We start from the raw sequence: 18,777 nt of genomic DNA on the forward strand, positions 1-18,777 counted from the left end.
TGTAATGTTGATTTGTAGATAGTTTTATTTGCTTATTCGAACGCATTAATAAATAAACAAATTATCGAATAATTATTTTTTATTTACAGATTTAGCACCTTCAATAACTTTCTGTTTTAATCCTTCTTTGTAAAGTATTATTTTGTCGAGTACACATTTATCGCCGCTACCAATAATTTGAGCAGCGAGAATGCCCGCATTTTTTGCACCATTAAGGGCTACAGTAGCGACAGGAACACCACTTGGCATTTGTAGAATAGAAAGTACAGAATCCCAACCATCAATAGAATTACTGCTTTTTACAGGAACACCAATTACAGGTAAGGGAGACATTGAGGCGACCATGCCTGGTAAATGAGCCGCTCCACCAGCACCAGCAATAATTACTGAATAGCCATTGGTATGCGCATTTTTACTAAAATCGAACAGTTTTTCAGGCGTACGATGTGCTGACACGATATCGACATCTACTTCAATATCAAATCCTTTTAAAATATCAATGGCATCTTGCATTACAGGTAGGTCGCTTGTGCTCCCCATGACTACGGCTACTTTACTCATGTTATTTGCTAATTACTTTAATACGTTCTTTAACTTCTTGTGCTACTGCACGTGCTTTTTCAATATTTTCATCTACTATGGTAACATGGCCCATTTTACGAAAAGGTCTTGTTTGTTTTTTGCCATAAATATGTGGCGTAACACCATCCATTTTAAGAATGGCATCAATATTCTCATAAACTACGTCGCCAGTATATCCTTCGGCACCCACCAGATTTACCATTATTCCAGCAACTTTACTAGCTGTATTGCCCAAAGGTAAATCTAAAATAGCTCTAATGTGTTGTTCAAATTGATTGGTATAACTAGCTTCAATACTATAGTGTCCGCTATTATGAGGTCTTGGAGCTACTTCATTGACTAAAATTTTATCATCTTGGGTTTGAAACATTTCTACAGCCAATAAGCCAACTTGTTGGATTTTTTGAGAAACATTCAAGGCAATTTCTTGTGCTTTTTTAGCAACTTCATCAGAAATACGAGCCGGACAAATTACATACTCCACTTGATTAGCTTCGGGGTGAAATTCCATTTCTACCACCGGGTACGTTTTAATTTCACCACTTGCACTTCTTGATACGATAACGGCAAGTTCATTTTTAAAGTTTATCATTTTCTCGGCAATACACTCACCTGAGGGTAAATTATCTAAATCTTCAATTTTGCGAATTACTTTTACGCCTTGTCCGTCATAGCCAAATTGAGCGGCTTTCCAAATAAAAGGAAAATGTAAGGCTTCATTTTCTATGCTATCTTTTATTTCACTTTTGTAAGCGAAGCGTTGAAAATCGGCTGTTGGTATATTGTTGTCAATGTAGAATAATTTCTGTTTTGCCTTATTTTGTATTATCCGTAGTGCCTTAGTTGGAGGGTATACTCTTTTACCTTCCGATTCTAATTTTTCAAGTGCGTCGACATTTACATTCTCAATTTCTATTGTGAGTACATCAACATCTTGCCCAAAATTGTATACATCTTCAAAGTTTAAGAGATTTCCTTTAACGAATCTGTCACAAGCGATTTTACAAGGAGCTTCGTCGGAAGCCTCCATTACTTTGGTTCTAATGTCCCATTTTCTGGTTTCATACAACATCATTTTACCGAGTTGTCCACCCCCTAAAATTCCTAATGTAAAATCTGTTGAAAAGTATTCCATTCCTATATGCTTTGCTTTATTTGAAGGCGATACCACAAAAATACACCGAATTCACAAAACCTTAGGTATCTAATTAAAAAACGCCAGCAAAACATAATTAAATTTAGTTGTGAAGGCGAAAAATTTAAATCACTTCAGTATATTAGCCATCCTATAAAAAATGCTGTGATAAAGCTACACGATCAATATTTTAAACCTTATTTAAGCGAAGCCCAAATTTTGTCTGCGGTACAGGAACTTGCAGATAAAATTGCGCTAGACTATAAAGAAGACACTCCAATATTTGTAGGAGTGCTTAATGGGGCTTTTATGTTTGTTTCTGATTTTTTAAAGGCTTATCAGTATCCCTGTGAAGTGTCTTTTGTAAAAATGAGTTCATATGGAGGGCTGACTTCTACTGGTATTGTTGAAACTTTATTAGATGTTTCTGAAGATATTGAAGGTAGAAGTGTAATAATTCTGGAAGATATCATAGATACGGGGCGTACGCTACAAGAGTTAATTCACATGTTTTCTAATATAAACGTGAAAGAATTTAAAATCGCAAGCCTTTTTTATAAATCAGAAATTTACAATGGGGAATATACAATTGATTATGTAGGTATTGAGATACCTGATAAATTTATTGTAGGTTACGGACTTGATTATAACGAGTTGGGACGAAACTTAAAAGAAGTATACCAGCTAAACCAAAAACATATGATTAATTTAGTATTATTCGGTAAACCAGGTGCAGGAAAAGGCACACAAGCCGAATTTTTAAAGGAAAAATACAATTTAAAACATATTTCTACCGGCGATTTGTTTCGATATAATATGAAGAACGATACCGATTTAGGGAAATTGGCCAAATCGTATATTGATAAAGGTGATTTAGTACCCGATGAAGTAACGATCAAAATGCTGGAAGATGCTGTAGATAGTAATCCAGATGCTAGCGGTTTTATTTTTGATGGATTTCCGAGAACTGCTGCTCAAGCAGAAGCATTAGACAAGTTTTTGGTAACAAAAGACATGAAAATTGATGCTACCATTGCTTTAGAGGCCAATGATGAAATTTTAATTCAACGTTTATTAGAGCGCGGTAAAGTTAGTGGCCGTAGTGATGATCAAGACGAGAGTAAGATTCGCAATCGTTTTGATGAATACAATAAAAAAACAGCGCCATTAAAAGATTTTTATGAAGCTCAAGGAAAGTTTCATAGTGTAAACGGCATTGGTGCTATTGATGAGATAACAATGCGCTTGGGTAAAGTTATTGAAGAGCTATAGTTTTTCAATAAAACGCTATCATAAGAAGTAGAAACTTCAAATCATAATTTTTTTCAATGACGGAAGGCAATTTTGTTGATTACGTTAAAATTCGTGCCGAATCTGGTAATGGGGGTAAAGGCTCTGTGCATCTACATCGCGAAAAATATATTACCAAAGGAGGACCGGATGGTGGTGACGGAGGTAGAGGAGGTCATATTATTGTTCGTGGTAATCCTAATTTATGGACTTTAGTTGGTTTTAAATTTAAACGACATTTCAAAGCAGGTCATGGAGGGCACGGTTCTAAACAGCGTAGTTCTGGTGAAGACGGTGAAGATGTTTATATGGATGTTCCATTAGGCACTGTTTTTAAAGATAGTGAAACACAAGAAGTACTTTTTGAGATTACAGAACCTAATGAGGAAAGAATATTATTAGAAGGCGGATTAGGTGGTCGTGGTAATTGGCATTTTAAAACTTCTACAAATCAAACTCCTCGATATGCACAACCAGGTATTCCCGGGCAGGAAATTGAAGTTACATTAGAACTTAAGGTTTTGGCAGATGTTGGTTTAGTTGGTTTTCCAAATGCGGGGAAATCTACTTTACTTTCTGTTATTACATCGGCAAAACCAAAAATAGCCGACTATGAGTTTACTACTTTAAAACCGAATTTAGGCATAGTACAACACCGCGATTTTCAAAGCTTTGTAATGGCCGATATTCCTGGAATTATTGAAGGTGCGGCAGAGGGTAAAGGTCTAGGACATTATTTTCTTCGACATATTGAGCGGAATGCAACGCTGTTATTTATGGTTCCTGCAGATAGTGATGATATTGGAAAGGAATATGATATTTTATTGAGTGAACTACAGCGTTATAATCCAGAATTGTTAGATAAGGAAAGGTTAGTAGTTATTTCTAAAAGTGATATGCTAGATGACGAATTAAAGCAAGAAATGAGCGTTGAACTTGATAAAGATTTAAAAGGTGTGCCTTACATGTTTATTTCATCCGTAGCACAACAAGGTATAACAGAATTGAAAGATAGACTTTGGGCTATGCTTAACAATTCATCGAAATAAAGGAGTATTTGCCTTTTCAGGAGCCTTTTTTCCTTATTTTTACTTATTAACATAATTCAATTCTTTCCCATTTTTAAAGGGAAGGGAGTAGCTAATTAGACATTAATGCGATCTTTAGTTCTTATTTTATTTGCAGTGCTAATCACTTCTTGTGGGTCGGTTCGGGTAAATTATGATTATGATAAGAGTACAGATTTTTCAAACTTTAACACGTATAGGTTTTATTCGAAGTTGAATACGGGGTTAAATGAAATTGATGAAAAGCGTTTGTTGAATATTATGGATATTACCCTTCAAATAAAGGGAATGGTTTATTCTGAAGAACCAGATTTTTTAATCAAAATTGAAAACCAAATTCCGCAGCAAGGGCAGGATGTTGCTGTTGCCAATTCGCAAAATCAGGAGCAAAAACTAATAAGGTTTGAATTTTTAGATATTAAAAGAAATCATATTTTTTGGACCGCTACTTGTCAGACCTCATTTAAAGAGAATGAATCTGCATTAAATAAGGAGGAAAAGCTAGCTGAATTGGTAGATAAAATGCTTTCCAAATATCCACCAAAATCCCATAATAAATAGCTAAGATTGCTAAGAGCAATTGATATTATTTTTTCAATGTAATAATTCTTTATACTGGTTTTTGTAACCAAACATCATTACAATGTTTAAAATCAACAAAACTACGGCACCAGGAATGTCCACTGGAGAGAGCATAGCATGAAATAGAACGGCGTTTACAGAAACGCTCATTAAAACAATCATCATTAAAGCCCCAAATTTATTGAAGATTAGAGATAGACCAGCGGCTACTTCTACAAGACCGACTAAGTCCATTGTCTTAGAACTCATTAGTGCATTCATATAATTTAAAACGGAATCTGATAGAGCGACATCGGGTTGCGACATAAAATGAAAAAATTTCTCAGCACCAAAAACGACTAATAGAATGCCAAAAATAATTCTCAGTACCATAAAGACTTTTGAATTCATAACTTGTTGATTTAGTTGGACATGTATTAAAAGTGCTAAGAAAATTAGAGCTATGAATTTATGAAACGAGAAAATGAATTTATTTTCTTTTTACCGTTAAAACATAGGTGGCAATTATTACATCATCGATTGCTATATGTACATCATGTATACCCGTTTTGGTAAAAGTATGTTCTAATGTCAGGATTTCTTTGTTTGACGTTATTTCTGGAGTAGTCTTTTTATTTCCACTTCCTCTATCGATAAGTAAATAGATAGTGTTATTGTTGATATTTTCATCATGCTTTAGTTTAAAGCTAACTTTTTGATTTTTAACAACATCAATTTTCATTTTTTCCGGTGACATTGGAATTATATTAGGCTTAAAAGCTTCTTTGTAAACTATAGGTCCTTCAATATAATTGATGAAAGATGGCAGATTATTCGTTAGAGCCCATTTGTCATCAATTGGATAGTGATTTTTTAAAAATAATTGGGGGTCAGCTAAGAAATATCCATCGTAATAGTCACTTTCAAATCGGGCCCCATTTTCTTCTAGTAAAATTCTACCAGCAGACCATGTAGGGTCGCACAAATACCATTTGCCATTCAATTTAATGGCATTCCACGAATGATTTGGTAAACTATTTTCATTTAAATTTAAGCTTGCTGTACGGCCATAACCATCTATTATCACACAATTAAGATTTGATAATCGTGCTAATTCACGTAACAAAAATGCATATCCAGTACATGCTGTTTTACGTTCTTTTACTAATTTATTAAATACTTTGGGTAGGTAATCATTATTCCATTGGAGAAGGGCATCTCTATCATCGGCTAGCTTTTTACGCTTTTTACTCGTACGTAAATAAGAACTATAGTCATTCTCAATATTAGTGCAAACCCAGGTGTAAATAGACCTGAATTTTTCAACATTTTGTGCTAAATCTTTGGTTAAATTATGACTTAGAATAGGAAGATTTTCAAGACTTCCTCCTTTGTAAATAAGAGCAATACTATCTGCTTTTGTAAAATTAACATTTTTAAAATCAGTGCGTTGCCCGAATGAAAATGCACTGATGGAAAGTAGTAGAATTAAAACAATTCTCATTTCTTAAAAATCGAAGCCAGCTTATTAAATACGCCTCGTTTACTTTTGTATGGACCGTCTATTACTACTTCGCCCATAAGTTCAACATCATAAGCATCAAAGGTGATTGTAATGTCGATGGTATCTAAATTGCTATTAGGAACTTTGTATCGTTTGGTTTCGTATCCGATATAACTAAAGATTAAAACGTCACCAATTTCCAATTTACTGGGGAATTCAAATTTGCCGTCAAGATCGGTAGTGACACCTATAGCAGTTCCTTTTAAAACCACATTTACACCTGGGAGGGGCAAATTATCTTCGTCTAAAACGGTACCAGTAATGGTATGTTCTTTTATAGTGTTGTTTTCAAATGTTGTATTAGAATAACTATTACTGACTTCAGTATTCATGTTTAAACTTGCTACATCTTGAGCATAAGCATCATTAGAGATACACAGTGCTAACAATGAAAATCCTAAAACACCAAATCCGGATATATAATTTTTATTCTTCATAGTATGTGTGTTTATTTCATAGCTTTTCAACTGAGATTCTTTAAATCTACCACAAATTTTATTTGTATTAGAATGTAACTGTTCAATTAAGTCGTTATCAGACAAATTTGTAAAATCAATCACTTCTTTTTGGCAAGATTCACAAAATCCACCTTTTTTAGTAACATTAAAATTATCAAATTTTTCTAAACAAGGCTTGTTTACTGCAATACTTATGTTGTTTTTCATAATCTTAGGTTTGTTATTATACCACAATCTATAGCGATATTAGATTAGAAAAAACGAACAATTAGTGAACGCATACTTTCAATGAGTGAAAGCGGAAAAAAATAAATTATTAATTCACTTTTACGCGTGAAGCTTCAGAATGACTAGAGAATTCAGGTGCATACATACTTTGTATCGTTGTAATGCCATTACTAAATTCACCTGCATTATTAACCCTTAGGTCATATTCAAAAATATAAATTCCTTTAGGTAAGTAGTCAAAAAAGAAATTAGTACTGGCGTCTTTTGTACTCTCGTAGTATCCCAAACCATCTTGCCATTTGTAGGTGGAAATTACATTTGTAGGCTCAAAACCTGCAGCTCGCATATCTTTCATATGCAAAAATTCCATAGCTCTATCAGAGCGTAATTCTATACGTACGCGTACCAAATCGCCAACTTTTAATTTAGTCGCATTGGTAATTTCTGAAATTTCTTCGCCAGTATCTGTATTCTTTTTAAGGAATAACTTTTTCTTTAATTGTAACGGAGTTTTCGCTGTTGTAATTTTATCTAGGTCTTCAAAATACTGCCAATACAATGCGCCCCAGGCGATGCCCTTTCCTTTTTTGTCCAATTTAACTGCTGCCATTTGAGAGTTAATTTCAGAACCGTTCCATGAAGTTTTATAGTACCCAGTGCCAGCCTCAACATTTACATTATCAAGTTTGGAAGGTGTTATTTCTTTATCCGCAATGGATACGGTAACTGCATCCGTTACTGAAAGCCAATCACTACCTTTAAGCAATAGTGCGTAAATGGCTTCGGTCGTAGCTTTTGTGGTACTCCATTGATTGGTTTGCTTGTTTTTAAGTAGCCAAACCTTAAGATTGTCAATTGTTTGGGTATCATTCTTAATTTCACTAAATGCTTCTATTAGTAGCGCTTGAGTTTCTATAGGTGCTTTATGCCAATACCAAGATGTGGTATTTTCTTTCCAGTACATTCCCAATTCCTCTGAAGTAATACTATTCTCCTTTAAAGATTTTAATATTTTGCTAGCTGTTTTTGCATCATCATTTCTATGTGCTACTAATGCTAACATTGCTTTGGAATATAATGTGCGATTCATCCAATAGTTGCTGGCTTGTTCAAGATAGTAATTGGCTATTTTTGCTACACTATCAGACATTGGAATGTCTTTGAAAAAACTACGCATGTACAAGTAGTGAATTTGGGTACTGCTTAAATGATCTTTATCCAAATTTTTGGCATAGCGTTTCATTTGCTCATATTCCTTAACGAATTCAATGTCTAAATAATCGACAGCATTAACAATCATTTTATCTTGACTGTTAGATGCTGCTGCGCTAACCTGTAATTGTTTTAAATGGCCAAAACCTGTTGTTATGTGCTGGGTTATAAAGCGATTATCATTCCCGCCCTTAAACCAAGACCATGCACCAGAAGACTGTTGGTTGTGCTGTAGTTTTTGTAAAGTAATAGTTTGTTCATTTTTCAATTTATTTAAATTGAACAAAAGGGCAATGCGCTTTTTCTGTTCACTTTCAGATTGCGCATCGCGTAGCCAAGGTGTTTCTTGAATTAAAAGTGATTTCAATTCTTCGTTTTTTTCAAGATTACTCAAGAGTGCATCTGAACTTCCCCATTGTTTAAATACTTCTTTAATACGTTCGTTAGAATTTGAAATATGGCTAGCCAAGGTATTTGCATAGTATTTAGAAAATAATTGCTCATTACAGTCATATGGATATTCCATTAAATAGGGGAGGGCTTGTACTGCATACCAAGCGGGATTGCTCGTTATTTCTAAAGTTAACTTGTGGTTTTTTAGCGAAGTGGAAGAAGTGTTTTTTAATTTGTCTAAAGTAAAAGTCTTTGTTTGATTGCTTCGAACCCACATTGGTAAAGTCTCGGTAACCAACATTCTATTAGTTAGTACTGGGAGTAAATTTTGTTCGCCATCACTGAAATCTCCAGCTTTCGCTATTACTTTATATTGCACTGCTTGTATGTCTTCCGGAATATGTAAGCGCCAAGAAACTTGAGTATTGTTTAAAGAATCTACTTGAAAACCTTTAGAATTATCACTGCTAGCCTTTAGTAGGTTTTCAGAGATAATCTTACCTGTAACAGCATCTATTAATTCTAGGCGGGCTGTACCAGTAAGATTTTTATCAGACAGATTTGCAATTTTAGAACTTATAACTAGTTCGTCACCTTCCCGTAAAAAGCGAGGTGCATTCGGAGTAATCATCAGTTCTTTTTGAGTAACTGTCTGTTTGGTGGAATAGACACTTTGTAAATCTTTGCTATGAGCTAACAGTTGTAGATACCATTTTGTAAGTGCTTCTGGTGTTGTAAAATTAAATGAAACATTACCTTCCGCATCTGTTCTTAATTGTGGAAAGAAAAAGGCGGTTTCTTGAAGATTTTTTCGGACTTGTACTTCTACGGTTTTTTCAGATTCATCTTTTTCTTGATCTAAACTTTCCATGGAAGCAACCGTGGCAACACCCGCTTTACTTTCCTTTTTTTCTACGCCATGTCCAACGATTACCACTTCGTCTAAAGATTCACCTGCATCCATCATCATTGCTGGCTCAGTAGGACTAGCTGATTTTCTCATTATACTATTAGCTAGGCCTCTAATTCTCATTTGATTACCAAAATAAAAGCCAAACCAATTAAAAGAATCAAAATTTTGATGGGTGTATTGATAAATTCCATCTGATAAAGAAAATACTCGAAATGAATTTTGCCCATAACTGTGTTGAGCATTTGAATAGATGGCGCTATAATATGTTGGCTGATATATGGGATTAAATCGCCATGAATGATTTTTAAATGCATCAAGAGAAGCATCATACATACTTGCTAAAAGTTCGGAAGCAATTTTTTCGCCTTTAGTACCTTCAATTTTAAAAGACCAGGTTTCGTCAGTGCCTGGTTTAAGTTTATCTCTAAAGGTTAAGGTTTCAATTTCTAGTTGCTTTTTCGGATACGGTACATTTATATTTTGGTTCCCATATTGAAAAGAATTGAAAGCTGAAAAACTATAACTAATTGCAAAACCGCCTAAATCAGATTGTTTCACTGGAATAGTAATGGATTTACTGTTGTTATTTAGATGAATGATTTTTGTGTCAATAATTTGTTGCTCTTTTTCAATATATAAAGTCACGTCTATATCTTCTGCAGCACTCGATAAGATAAGGTTTACAGTATCACCAATTTCATAGGTAGCTTTGTTTGTTTTTAGTTGAAAGAGTTCCTTGTCTGCTAACTGTTTGTCTTTGTCGCTATACAACGAAGTGTAAACTAAATCTTTAACTTCTTGACCAAATTTATCTTTTGTTTTAAGCTCAATGATATATTTTCCAGCGGTATATTTCTTTAAATTGTTTAACTGTATTTCTTGCGATACTTCGGTATTAAAATTACGTTGCCAAACTAACTTTCCTTTCTGCCATTTGGTATAATCGGCTTCATTGGTATAAGCATCATGTGGAAACATTTTCTTGAATTCTTCCTCAGTAAATCCTGTATAATCGGGTGCTTTCCAAGGTCTTTGTCGCAATACCTTACTTGGTGCAATTAATTTATACATTTTTAAAGTACCTTTTGCAGGTACAAATTGTCCGTTGAGGTTTTTCGTAGCAATTGAAACGTTGTGGTTCGTTTTGTTTTTATCTAATAGCTCTGGCACAGAAATTTCTGCAGTTAACGTATGATATCCGACTGTTACAGTTGTGGTCGTGCTTTGGGTTTCTCCGTTTATATCGGTAACATCAGCAGTAACTTTATAAGTAAATGTAGGTAGGTCTTTGGCATTCGCATTCTTCTCGGGTAATGCTTTAAAGACAATGTCATAACTTCCAGTGGCATCTGTGCTGGTTGCTCCGTGCGCAATTTCCTGTGGTGATGAATTAAATGAAGGTTGATGCCAATAATACCATCGAGGATAATATACAACGCGTTTTACGCGATAACTTACTTTGGCATTTGTTAAATTGCTACCTGCATAAGAGGTGGCAATTCCGGTTACTTTAATGCTATCATTAACTTTATATGTTTCGGTTACAGGTTTGAAAGAGGTTTCAAATTTTGGACGCTTATATTCCTCTACCGAAAAAGTAGTGTGCCCCTCAAAATACGGTGAATCGCTATTTGCTTCTATAGAAAAAGAACCAGTTAAGCCCGATGATGGCACTATAAATTCTCCTGAAAAAGAACCAAATCCATTGGTAACGAATTGCTGTGCCGTTACTTCTTGATTATTAACATCTTTTAAAACTACATTTACTTTTACATTTTCTAGTACACTCGATTTTCCGAGTTCTCTATTTATGGCAATTCCCTTAAAAAATAGCGGCTGACCAGGTCTGTAAATACTACGGTCTGTAAAAATAAATCCAACATTATCACCATTATATTTTTCTGCTTTAAATGCGGGGTTAATATAAAAATCGTTGTAGTATGCACTCTTATTGTTATGATTAACTAATATAGACACATCGCGCCAGTTTTGTTCGGTTAACGCAATAGTAACAATGCCCAAATTGTCGGTTATAGTGGTTTTCGTTTTTCTAGGACCATTATAATTAAGCTTATAATCAAATTTAACCGTGGCACCTGGTATAGGCTTTCCGTTATTTCGATTAATTACTTGAAATTTAATAGCGCTAGGTGTTCTTGTTTCAACCAATGCGAAATCAGTCACTTGTATAGTGCTATAACTAAATGTATTATGCTTATTTTCTGAAGGTTCGGCTAGAATTACATATTGATTGTTAGGTAAATCTGGAATAATTATTTCGGTACTGTGAATTTGATAATCGTCTTCGTTTCGTAGTTTAGCTACCCATTCTTTGGTAATAGGAAGCTTTTTTAAGAAAGCTAATTTCTTTGGTTGCTCCCATATTTTGTTTAATAAAACTATTTGAGAAGTCGATATTTTTCTTGCCGATAAATGAAGTGTATTGTGGTTTTTATAACTCACTAATAAGCGCGATGGTTTATTTGCTGGTATATATTTTTCACTCTTAATATTTAAAGTTTGTGCAAGTAATTGTGATTGTAATACCTTACATTTTTCAGCACCAATGCTGTTTGGATGATTTTTAATTGCCGAAGTGCAAATTGCTATAGCTTGCTTTAGTTTCCATCTATTTGTGTTATTTCCTTTAGGATTGAAGGTTAGTCCTAATTGCTGATAAATACGAGCTTTTTCATATTGATAGAGTGTTACGTATTCATGATTATTTAAACGTTCAATACTATTATCTAATACTTTTAAATAGCGAGTTTCCTTGTCTTCAAAAACGGCATTAGTATAAATAAACTTTAGCCGTTCAATATCAATAAAAACTTGGGCATCTATTGTTGAATCGTTTATGTGCTCTTCTAGTAGTTTTTGGTAAATATTTAAAGCTTTTGCTTGTGAGGAAGTATGGTCTGCTGTATTTATATTTAGTTGTACAAAGGAATCTGTTTCAGTAAGAATTTTAGGATTATCTATTTCAAATTTATCAGCAGGTCTGTTAATATTATTTTCACTTGTTTTATAAAATTCAAGTGCATTGTGGGCCAATATATCAAATAAAGATGGTCGATATTTTTCTGAATCTTTTTGTTGGTTTAAAAGAAGATTGAAATCGTCAATGGCAATTAACCTAAGTTCCTTAATATTAGTAAGCGAAGCTTCAAAATGAATATTTATTTCATGAAAAAGGGTGTTTAAATCCCAAGTACGAAAATCTATTTCGTCAACCTTAGTTTCAGTTTTGGTTCTGTTATAAAATTGATAGCGATTGTTTTGAAAATACTGCCAATACATAGTGGCCAAATAACCATGGAGTATATTTTTTGTGGGAAATTCTGCTTTTCCTATTTCAGACTTAAAATCATTAATAATTGCTAACTGTGCATCCTCCTTTAAAGTTAAGGCGTATTTAGACTTATACAGCATAGCTTTCACCATTTGCGGGCTATTATTCTCTTTTTTAGCTTTAGTAGCAATAGTTGTAACTACTTTTAAAGCAGATGCAGTTAAAGCTTCCTTTTCTAAATTTTGCACTTCTTTCCAGAGCTTGTCGTATGAATCGCCTTTTTCTTGACTTTGCACGATTTGAGAAAAGAGAATTATAGTTAGTATGAGTAGAGCGTTTTTCATCATTTTTGTTTAGGAACAAAATATTTGTTCATAATAATTACGGAAGGATTGTAAAATCCGATTATACAGGTATTGGCAAAGATGATTCCATACTTTGGTATAAGCTATCATAAGTTAGTGAAATACAATGCTGAGTTCGTGAAATACCCGTATAGGTTTTTAAAGTGATTTTAGTAGGCCTCCGTCTATAGGGATTTGTATTCCTGTAATGTAGGCTGCCTTTTCGGAAGCTAAGAATGCTGCTAGATAACCGTATTCATTGGGGTTTCCAATACGTTTCGCAGGTACTTTTGATTCCATTTCAGAGCGAACTTCTTTTTGAGGAATGCCTAATTGTTCAGCTTTTTTTGCATTTAATTGTGTGATGCGTTCAGTATCGAAATATCCGGTGAGAATACTATTAACGGTTATATTATCTTTTCCAACATCGGTTGCTAGAGATTTTGCCCAAGTAACAACAGCAGCCCTAATTGAATTAGATAGGGCCAAATAGGAGAGGGGTTCTTTAACGGAAACAGAAGCTACATTTATTATTCTTCCCCATTTATTTTTTTGCATTTGTTCTAACGCTAAAGTAGTGGTAAGTACAACAGTTTTAAAAAGTAAATTAAAAGCTTGTTGATAATCCGCAACATTTTTTTCTAAGGCATTTCCTGCAGCCGGCCCTTGGGTGTTATTAATTAATATATCTATTGAATTAGTAGCAAAGAAATTGGTAATCGTTCTTTTATACTCTTCGTAATTAGAAAAATCAACCACCAAAAAGGCATGATTTTGCCCTTTGTCTATGGGTAAATCAGCGACTATTTTTTCAAGTTTATCAGCACTACGCGACATAAGTGTTACACTTGCACCACTTTCTGCTAACTGAATAGCAATAGCTTTACCGATACCACCACTACTGCCGCCAACTAATGCATTTTTTCCTAATAAAGATATATTCATACAAATGAGATTATTTTTGAATTTAATAGCTTGTAAAACAGGGTACAAGATAATTAGAATAATGCGTATAGAAAAAACCCCAACGATTATTAAATCATTGGGGTTTCACAATTATAACTATATATAAATGGTGTAGTTTGGGCTTATTTAATTTTTATTTCCAATCGACAATTACAAATTCGCATCGTCTGTTTATTTCGTGTTGTTCTTCAATACATGCTTCTTCTGTAGCACATTTAACAATAGTTTGAGTTTCGCCGTAACCTTTGGCTTTCAAACGATTTTTATCTATACCACTTTCTACTAAATACTCATAAACTGAATTTGAACGTTTTTGTGATAATTCTTGGTTGTATTTATTATTTCCACGAATATCAGTATGCGTACCAATTTCCAATTGAATGCCTTTATGATTTTTTAGAATGGTAACTATTTTATCAAGCGTTTCTTTCGATTTTAATCGAATGTACCATAAATCGTAATCGAAATATATTTTTGGTTCTGCTTTGATTATGATTCTATCACCATCTCTTTCAATAAGTGGTTCGTTAGCAATAGCTTGTTCAATACGTTTTTTACGTTCTTCTTCAGCTTTTGCTTTCGCTTTAATTTCTTCCTGTTTCTTAATCTCAGCTTCTCTAATTTTTTCTTCCTCAGCTAAAGCTGCTAATCTTTTTTCCTCTTCTTTTGCCTTACCAATATTGATAGCCTCTTGTCTATCTAGTTCAGCAAAAGTTACCAATTCTAATGAGCCATCTTTTATGCTACTACGTTCTTTATCTGTAGCTACATTTTTAGAATTTTCTTTATAATTAGTTTTTCGACCAACAACAGTATATTGAGTTTCGCAAGTTACTGTAAACTTAAATTCAGCGTTTTCTGATGCAGTTTGGGTTTCAATAACCTCACCATTACTGTCTAAAAGGTTTAACTCAGCAAAAGGAATAATTTCTTTTGTGGTTTTATCTGTGATAACACCAGCGATATATTGTTTACAATCTTCAATTACCAAAGGCTTGGTTTCTAAGAATCTGTAAATATCATCACTACCTTTTCCATCTGGTCTATTCGAGGCGAAAAACCCTTCTTTAGCCTGTTGATCCATACTAAATGAGAAATCATCATAACCTGTATTTAAAGGTTTACCAATATTATCAGGCTTTTGATATTTTCCGTTTTCGAATTTCGATACAAATACATCTAACAAACCAAAACCAGCATGACCATTTGACGAGAAGTAAAGGTTGTTGGATCCGTCAATAAAAGGAAACTGTTCTTTGCGTTCGGTGTTAATATCGGCTCCTAAGTTTTGTGGTTCTCCAAACTCGCCAACTTCATTAATGGAAACTGAATATAAGTCTAATGAACCATGACCACCTGGTCTATCTGAAGCAAAATACAATGTAGTTTCAGATGCATCTAAGGCTGGATGTTCAGTTGAGAAATCGTTACCATTAAAAGGTAATTCTGTAATATCATCCCACTTGTCATCTTTCCAAGTAGCTCTATAAATTTTTAATCTAGAGATTTTATCGCCGTCCGTACCTCTTTTTCCCTTTAGGAAATTGTTACGAGTAAAATAAAGCGTGCTTCTATCTTTAGTTATTGCAAAGGTAGCCTCATGCATTTTTGTATTAATAGTGGAAGAGAAATCTTTACTTATACTATCACCCTGAGCTAATTCGCTTATAGGATGCGTATACATGTCTAAATAATTCTGATTATTCCAACGATATTTTTTTGCATTTAAAGGAATCTTGGTTTTTTTCGCAGCTGCGTAAACTACATTGTCGTCCACTCTTAAAGCGCCAAATTCAGAATTAGGAGTATTAAGTGCAACATTTGTAAGACTAAAACGATTCCCAATTGCATCAACATTTTCTAAATGTTTTAATTGTGCTTCAAGTATTTTTACGCGATCGCTATCATCTTTAGAAGCATAATAGTCCATAAGAACCTCAGTAGCTTCTTCATATTCGCCAATTGCTTTTAACGTTTGACTGTACTTAAAGTAATAGCTCTCGTCTAAATTTTCTCCATATACAGAAGTAAGGTATGAATACCATTTTGCTGCATTAGGCAACTGATAGGTGTTGTAATAACTATCGGCCAAGTTTTTAACTACGACAGAGCTTTTATTGGTTTTGGCGATATCCTCATAAAGTGGAATTGCATCTGTATAAAAAGCGCGATCAAAATAGGTATTGGCACGTTTCAAATCATCTTGTGCGAACGTAGTTTGCGCACAGATAAGAAACAATATTGTATATATAATTTTCTTCATGGCTTGTTTTCTAGTAGAATCTTGGTGATTTATCATAACCTTTGTTAAGACCTAATAAATCAAGGTCGAAAAGAACGAATATTTCATGGGAACCGGAGCTAAAGTCACTTAAGTTCGATAAGGTATAATCATAAGCATAACCAATACGAAGTGATGGTAAAACTGTCATGTTAAACATGGCGCTGACCGAATCTTCTAGTCTGTACGACGCACCCAATTCAAATCGGTTATTGAATAGAACATTCAAAGAACCATCTATTGTAAGTGGTGAACCTTCTACTATTTTAGACATTACAGAAGGCTTAACTTTAAAATTATCATTAACCTCAAAGACATAACCAGCTGTTGCAAATACGTGCATTACTTCAGAACCTTGAGTGCTAACTCCATTTTGTGTATCTAAATATTTTGTAGATAATAAATTTGGAATAGAAAGTCCCGCATAAAAGTTCTCTCTATTATAAAATGCACCAATACCAATATTAGGTAAGCTAGTATTTATATTTTCATTAAAGTTTGGATCATTTTGTAATTCTGGAAGTCGAAATCCACTAAAATCAGTTTCATAATTTGTAACCCCAGCCTTAAGACCTAGCGAAAGATTACTAACATCATCTAACTTTAATATGTAAGCGAAATCTATATAAAGATTATTTTCTTTTACGGCACCATCACCAATTTTATCAGAGACAATTGAAATGCCGGTTTCAATTTTCTCACTTACTGGTACGTGGGCAAAAAAGTTTAAGGTTGTTGGACCACCAACAGCACTTACCCATTGCGATCGGTATAATGTTCCAAAGTTAATTCGGCCTAAATCGTTGGTTGTATATGCAGGGTTTACAACACTCATGTTGTACATATACTGCGTGTACTGCGGATCTTGTTGAGCACGAAGCGCGAACTGTATGCAGAACAAGAAAATGCTTATATATATTGTTTTTTTCATCTTAGCTGAAATAATTTATTCGTCTGGTTAGCGGTTTAGAAACAATCGACCTTGTATAGGTTCGAAGCCATCTTTATTATAGTTTACGATGTAGAAATAAATACCGTTTGGAGCTTCACCACTACCTTGATCACCATCCCATGATGGGTTATTAATATCTCCTTTGAATAATGAAGTACCATATCTATTAAGTATTTCATAGGTGAATTCAGGGAAAATAAGTTCTATGTTAGGAATGAAATAAGTATCATTTAATCCATCGCCATTCGGTGAGAACCCGTCTGGAATAAAGAAATCGTAGGTAACTGGGTCACAATTAGATAAATCAACAGTTACAGCAACTCTATCTGGTAAACTACAGCCAGTATCAGGATCTGAAGTCTCAGCATAATAGGTAGTTTGAGAAACAAGTAAATCTGAATTGGCTAAAGGCGTTCCATCTTGTGGTTGATCATACCATTCAACGTCAAAGTCTGATGTGTTTTCTAGTGCTATTAATTGTGCTACCGTTGGTTCGTCAAGAGCACATAATTCCAATGATGTAAATTGTAATGAAGCAGATTCAACAGCAACAACGGTTGGTGTTATCTCAACCCTACTAGAACTTTCGCATCCACCAGTATAAGTGTAAGTGGCAAAATAACTTGTAGCGTCTGCTAAAGCAGTTGTAGTCGCTAATTCTGTTCCGCCAGTTGCGGCATCAAACCAAACTACGGTTTCACCATTTGGTGCATCAACTTGTAAATCTGCAATTGTTGGATTATCAGATCCACAAAATACCGGTGCAGATTCTGATGTTGTAGGATCGGTAGGTGTTATTAAGGCTACTGTAACTCCAACTCTAGTAGCTACAATACAGCTATTTGAACTATCTGTACTACTTAAATAATAATCTTCACCATCAATCAGTTCTGTAGTGTCTGGCAATTGCGCTGAACTAGTTTCTGTATCGAAAAAGGCAACATTTCCTGTAGTTTCATATGCAATATCAGCAAGGGTAGGTCCAGGAGCTACAAAGTCATTTGTACAAAATGTTTGGTTAGCTTCAGCTGTAATAGAAGCTGGTCCATTTATATCAATTATACTAAATGTAGTTTGTGGCGTATTTACTAAGTCACAAATTTCAGCACCTCCCGAGTCAGTTATTGCAGTTACGACAACATCCAAAGTTTCATTTGTAGGCACATCACTTGGTAATGTCATAGTAAAGCTTCCATTGCCATTGCTTAAGTCAACAGCACTTGAAGTTAACATGTAATTGCCTGTACTACCGGTAACCGTGTAATCTATATCGTATGTGCTATTTGGTAAAAGAAGTTCGTCATAGCTCACATTAATAATGTATGGTGAGCCAGTACAATAATCAGCTCCAGAAATAGAAGCAACAAAAGTATTTCTAATGGTAATTGATGCGGATACTGTTGCAATATCACATACAAGGTTGGTAGGTATAATCTCGTAATCATACGTGTATGTTCCTGCACCAGATGTATTGTAAAGATCTTGAATGTCTATAAATTGATTAGGAAGGTCAACATCATTTTGACTCCAGGTACCATT

13 protein-coding genes are annotated in these 18,777 nt (G+C 34.2%); 3 read left to right on the plus strand and 10 right to left on the minus strand.

All coding sequences use genetic code 11. From position 1 onward, the window contains the following. Positions 1-72 precede the first annotated feature (72 nt). Both purE and ABJF52_RS11935 read right to left on the minus strand, forming a co-directional pair. Positions 73-561 (minus strand): 5-(carboxyamino)imidazole ribonucleotide mutase, encoded by a 489-nt coding sequence (gene purE / locus ABJF52_RS11930; RefSeq protein WP_348150368.1) that lies wholly within the window; start codon positions 559-561, stop codon positions 73-75. A 1-nt stretch (position 562) separates the two neighbouring features. Continuing rightward, positions 563-1,717, minus strand: a complete 1,155-nt coding sequence (locus tag ABJF52_RS11935; RefSeq protein WP_348150371.1) for a 5-(carboxyamino)imidazole ribonucleotide synthase — start codon at positions 1,715-1,717, stop codon at positions 563-565. A 165-nt stretch (positions 1,718-1,882) separates the two neighbouring features. Between ABJF52_RS11935 and ABJF52_RS11940 the strand changes: the two genes are divergently transcribed. From ABJF52_RS11940 to ABJF52_RS11950, 3 genes are all read left to right on the plus strand, one after another. Beyond that, positions 1,883-2,989, plus strand: coding sequence for an adenylate kinase (locus tag ABJF52_RS11940; protein ID WP_348150373.1), 1,107 nt, complete (start codon positions 1,883-1,885; stop codon positions 2,987-2,989). Positions 2,990-3,045: 56 nt separating this feature from the next. Further along, a complete protein-coding gene (gene obgE / locus ABJF52_RS11945) occupies positions 3,046-4,056 on the plus strand; it encodes a GTPase ObgE (protein ID WP_348150376.1) in 1,011 nt (336 codons plus the stop codon). 105 nt (positions 4,057-4,161) lie between these two features. Then, positions 4,162-4,635 carry a DUF4136 domain-containing protein gene (locus ABJF52_RS11950; protein WP_348150379.1) on the plus strand — a complete coding sequence of 158 codons (474 nt, stop codon included), beginning with the start codon at positions 4,162-4,164 and terminating at the stop codon, positions 4,633-4,635. Between the two features lie 33 nt (positions 4,636-4,668). Here ABJF52_RS11950 and ABJF52_RS11955 read toward each other — a convergent pair whose 3' ends face one another. The 8 genes from ABJF52_RS11955 to ABJF52_RS11990 all read right to left on the minus strand — a co-directional run. Continuing rightward, positions 4,669-5,046: a DoxX family membrane protein gene (locus ABJF52_RS11955; protein WP_348150382.1), complete on the minus strand. Its 378-nt coding sequence runs from the start codon at positions 5,044-5,046 to the stop codon at positions 4,669-4,671. A 79-nt stretch (positions 5,047-5,125) separates the two neighbouring features. Continuing rightward, positions 5,126-6,139 carry a transglutaminase domain-containing protein gene (locus ABJF52_RS11960; protein WP_348150385.1) on the minus strand — a complete coding sequence of 338 codons (1,014 nt, stop codon included), beginning with the start codon at positions 6,137-6,139 and terminating at the stop codon, positions 5,126-5,128. Beyond that, entirely contained in the window at positions 6,136-6,864 is a 729-nt protein-coding gene (locus tag ABJF52_RS11965; RefSeq protein ID WP_348150388.1) for a carboxypeptidase-like regulatory domain-containing protein, read from the minus strand. Before ABJF52_RS11965 ends, ABJF52_RS11960 begins: the two co-directional genes overlap by 4 nt. Positions 6,865-6,973: 109 nt before the next feature. After that, a complete protein-coding gene (locus ABJF52_RS11970) occupies positions 6,974-13,039 on the minus strand; it encodes an alpha-2-macroglobulin family protein (protein WP_348150391.1) in 6,066 nt (2,021 codons plus the stop codon). A gap of 159 nt (positions 13,040-13,198) precedes the next feature. After that, positions 13,199-13,984 carry an SDR family oxidoreductase gene (locus tag ABJF52_RS11975; RefSeq protein ID WP_348150394.1) on the minus strand — a complete coding sequence of 262 codons (786 nt, stop codon included), beginning with the start codon at positions 13,982-13,984 and terminating at the stop codon, positions 13,199-13,201. A 154-nt stretch (positions 13,985-14,138) separates the two neighbouring features. Continuing rightward, positions 14,139-16,304: an OmpA family protein gene (locus ABJF52_RS11980; RefSeq protein WP_348150395.1), complete on the minus strand. Its 2,166-nt coding sequence runs from the start codon at positions 16,302-16,304 to the stop codon at positions 14,139-14,141. Next, entirely contained in the window at positions 16,279-17,217 is a 939-nt protein-coding gene (locus ABJF52_RS11985; RefSeq protein WP_348150397.1) for a type IX secretion system membrane protein PorP/SprF, read from the minus strand. Before ABJF52_RS11985 ends, ABJF52_RS11980 begins: the two co-directional genes overlap by 26 nt. A gap of 27 nt (positions 17,218-17,244) precedes the next feature. Beyond that, positions 17,245-18,777 (minus strand): gliding motility-associated C-terminal domain-containing protein (locus ABJF52_RS11990; RefSeq protein WP_348150399.1); only part of this gene is annotated, 1,533 nt, incomplete at its 5' end.

The organism is Aurantibacter sp. (genome assembly GCF_039941195.1).
Lineage (GTDB): Bacteria > Bacteroidota > Bacteroidia > Flavobacteriales > Flavobacteriaceae > Aurantibacter_A.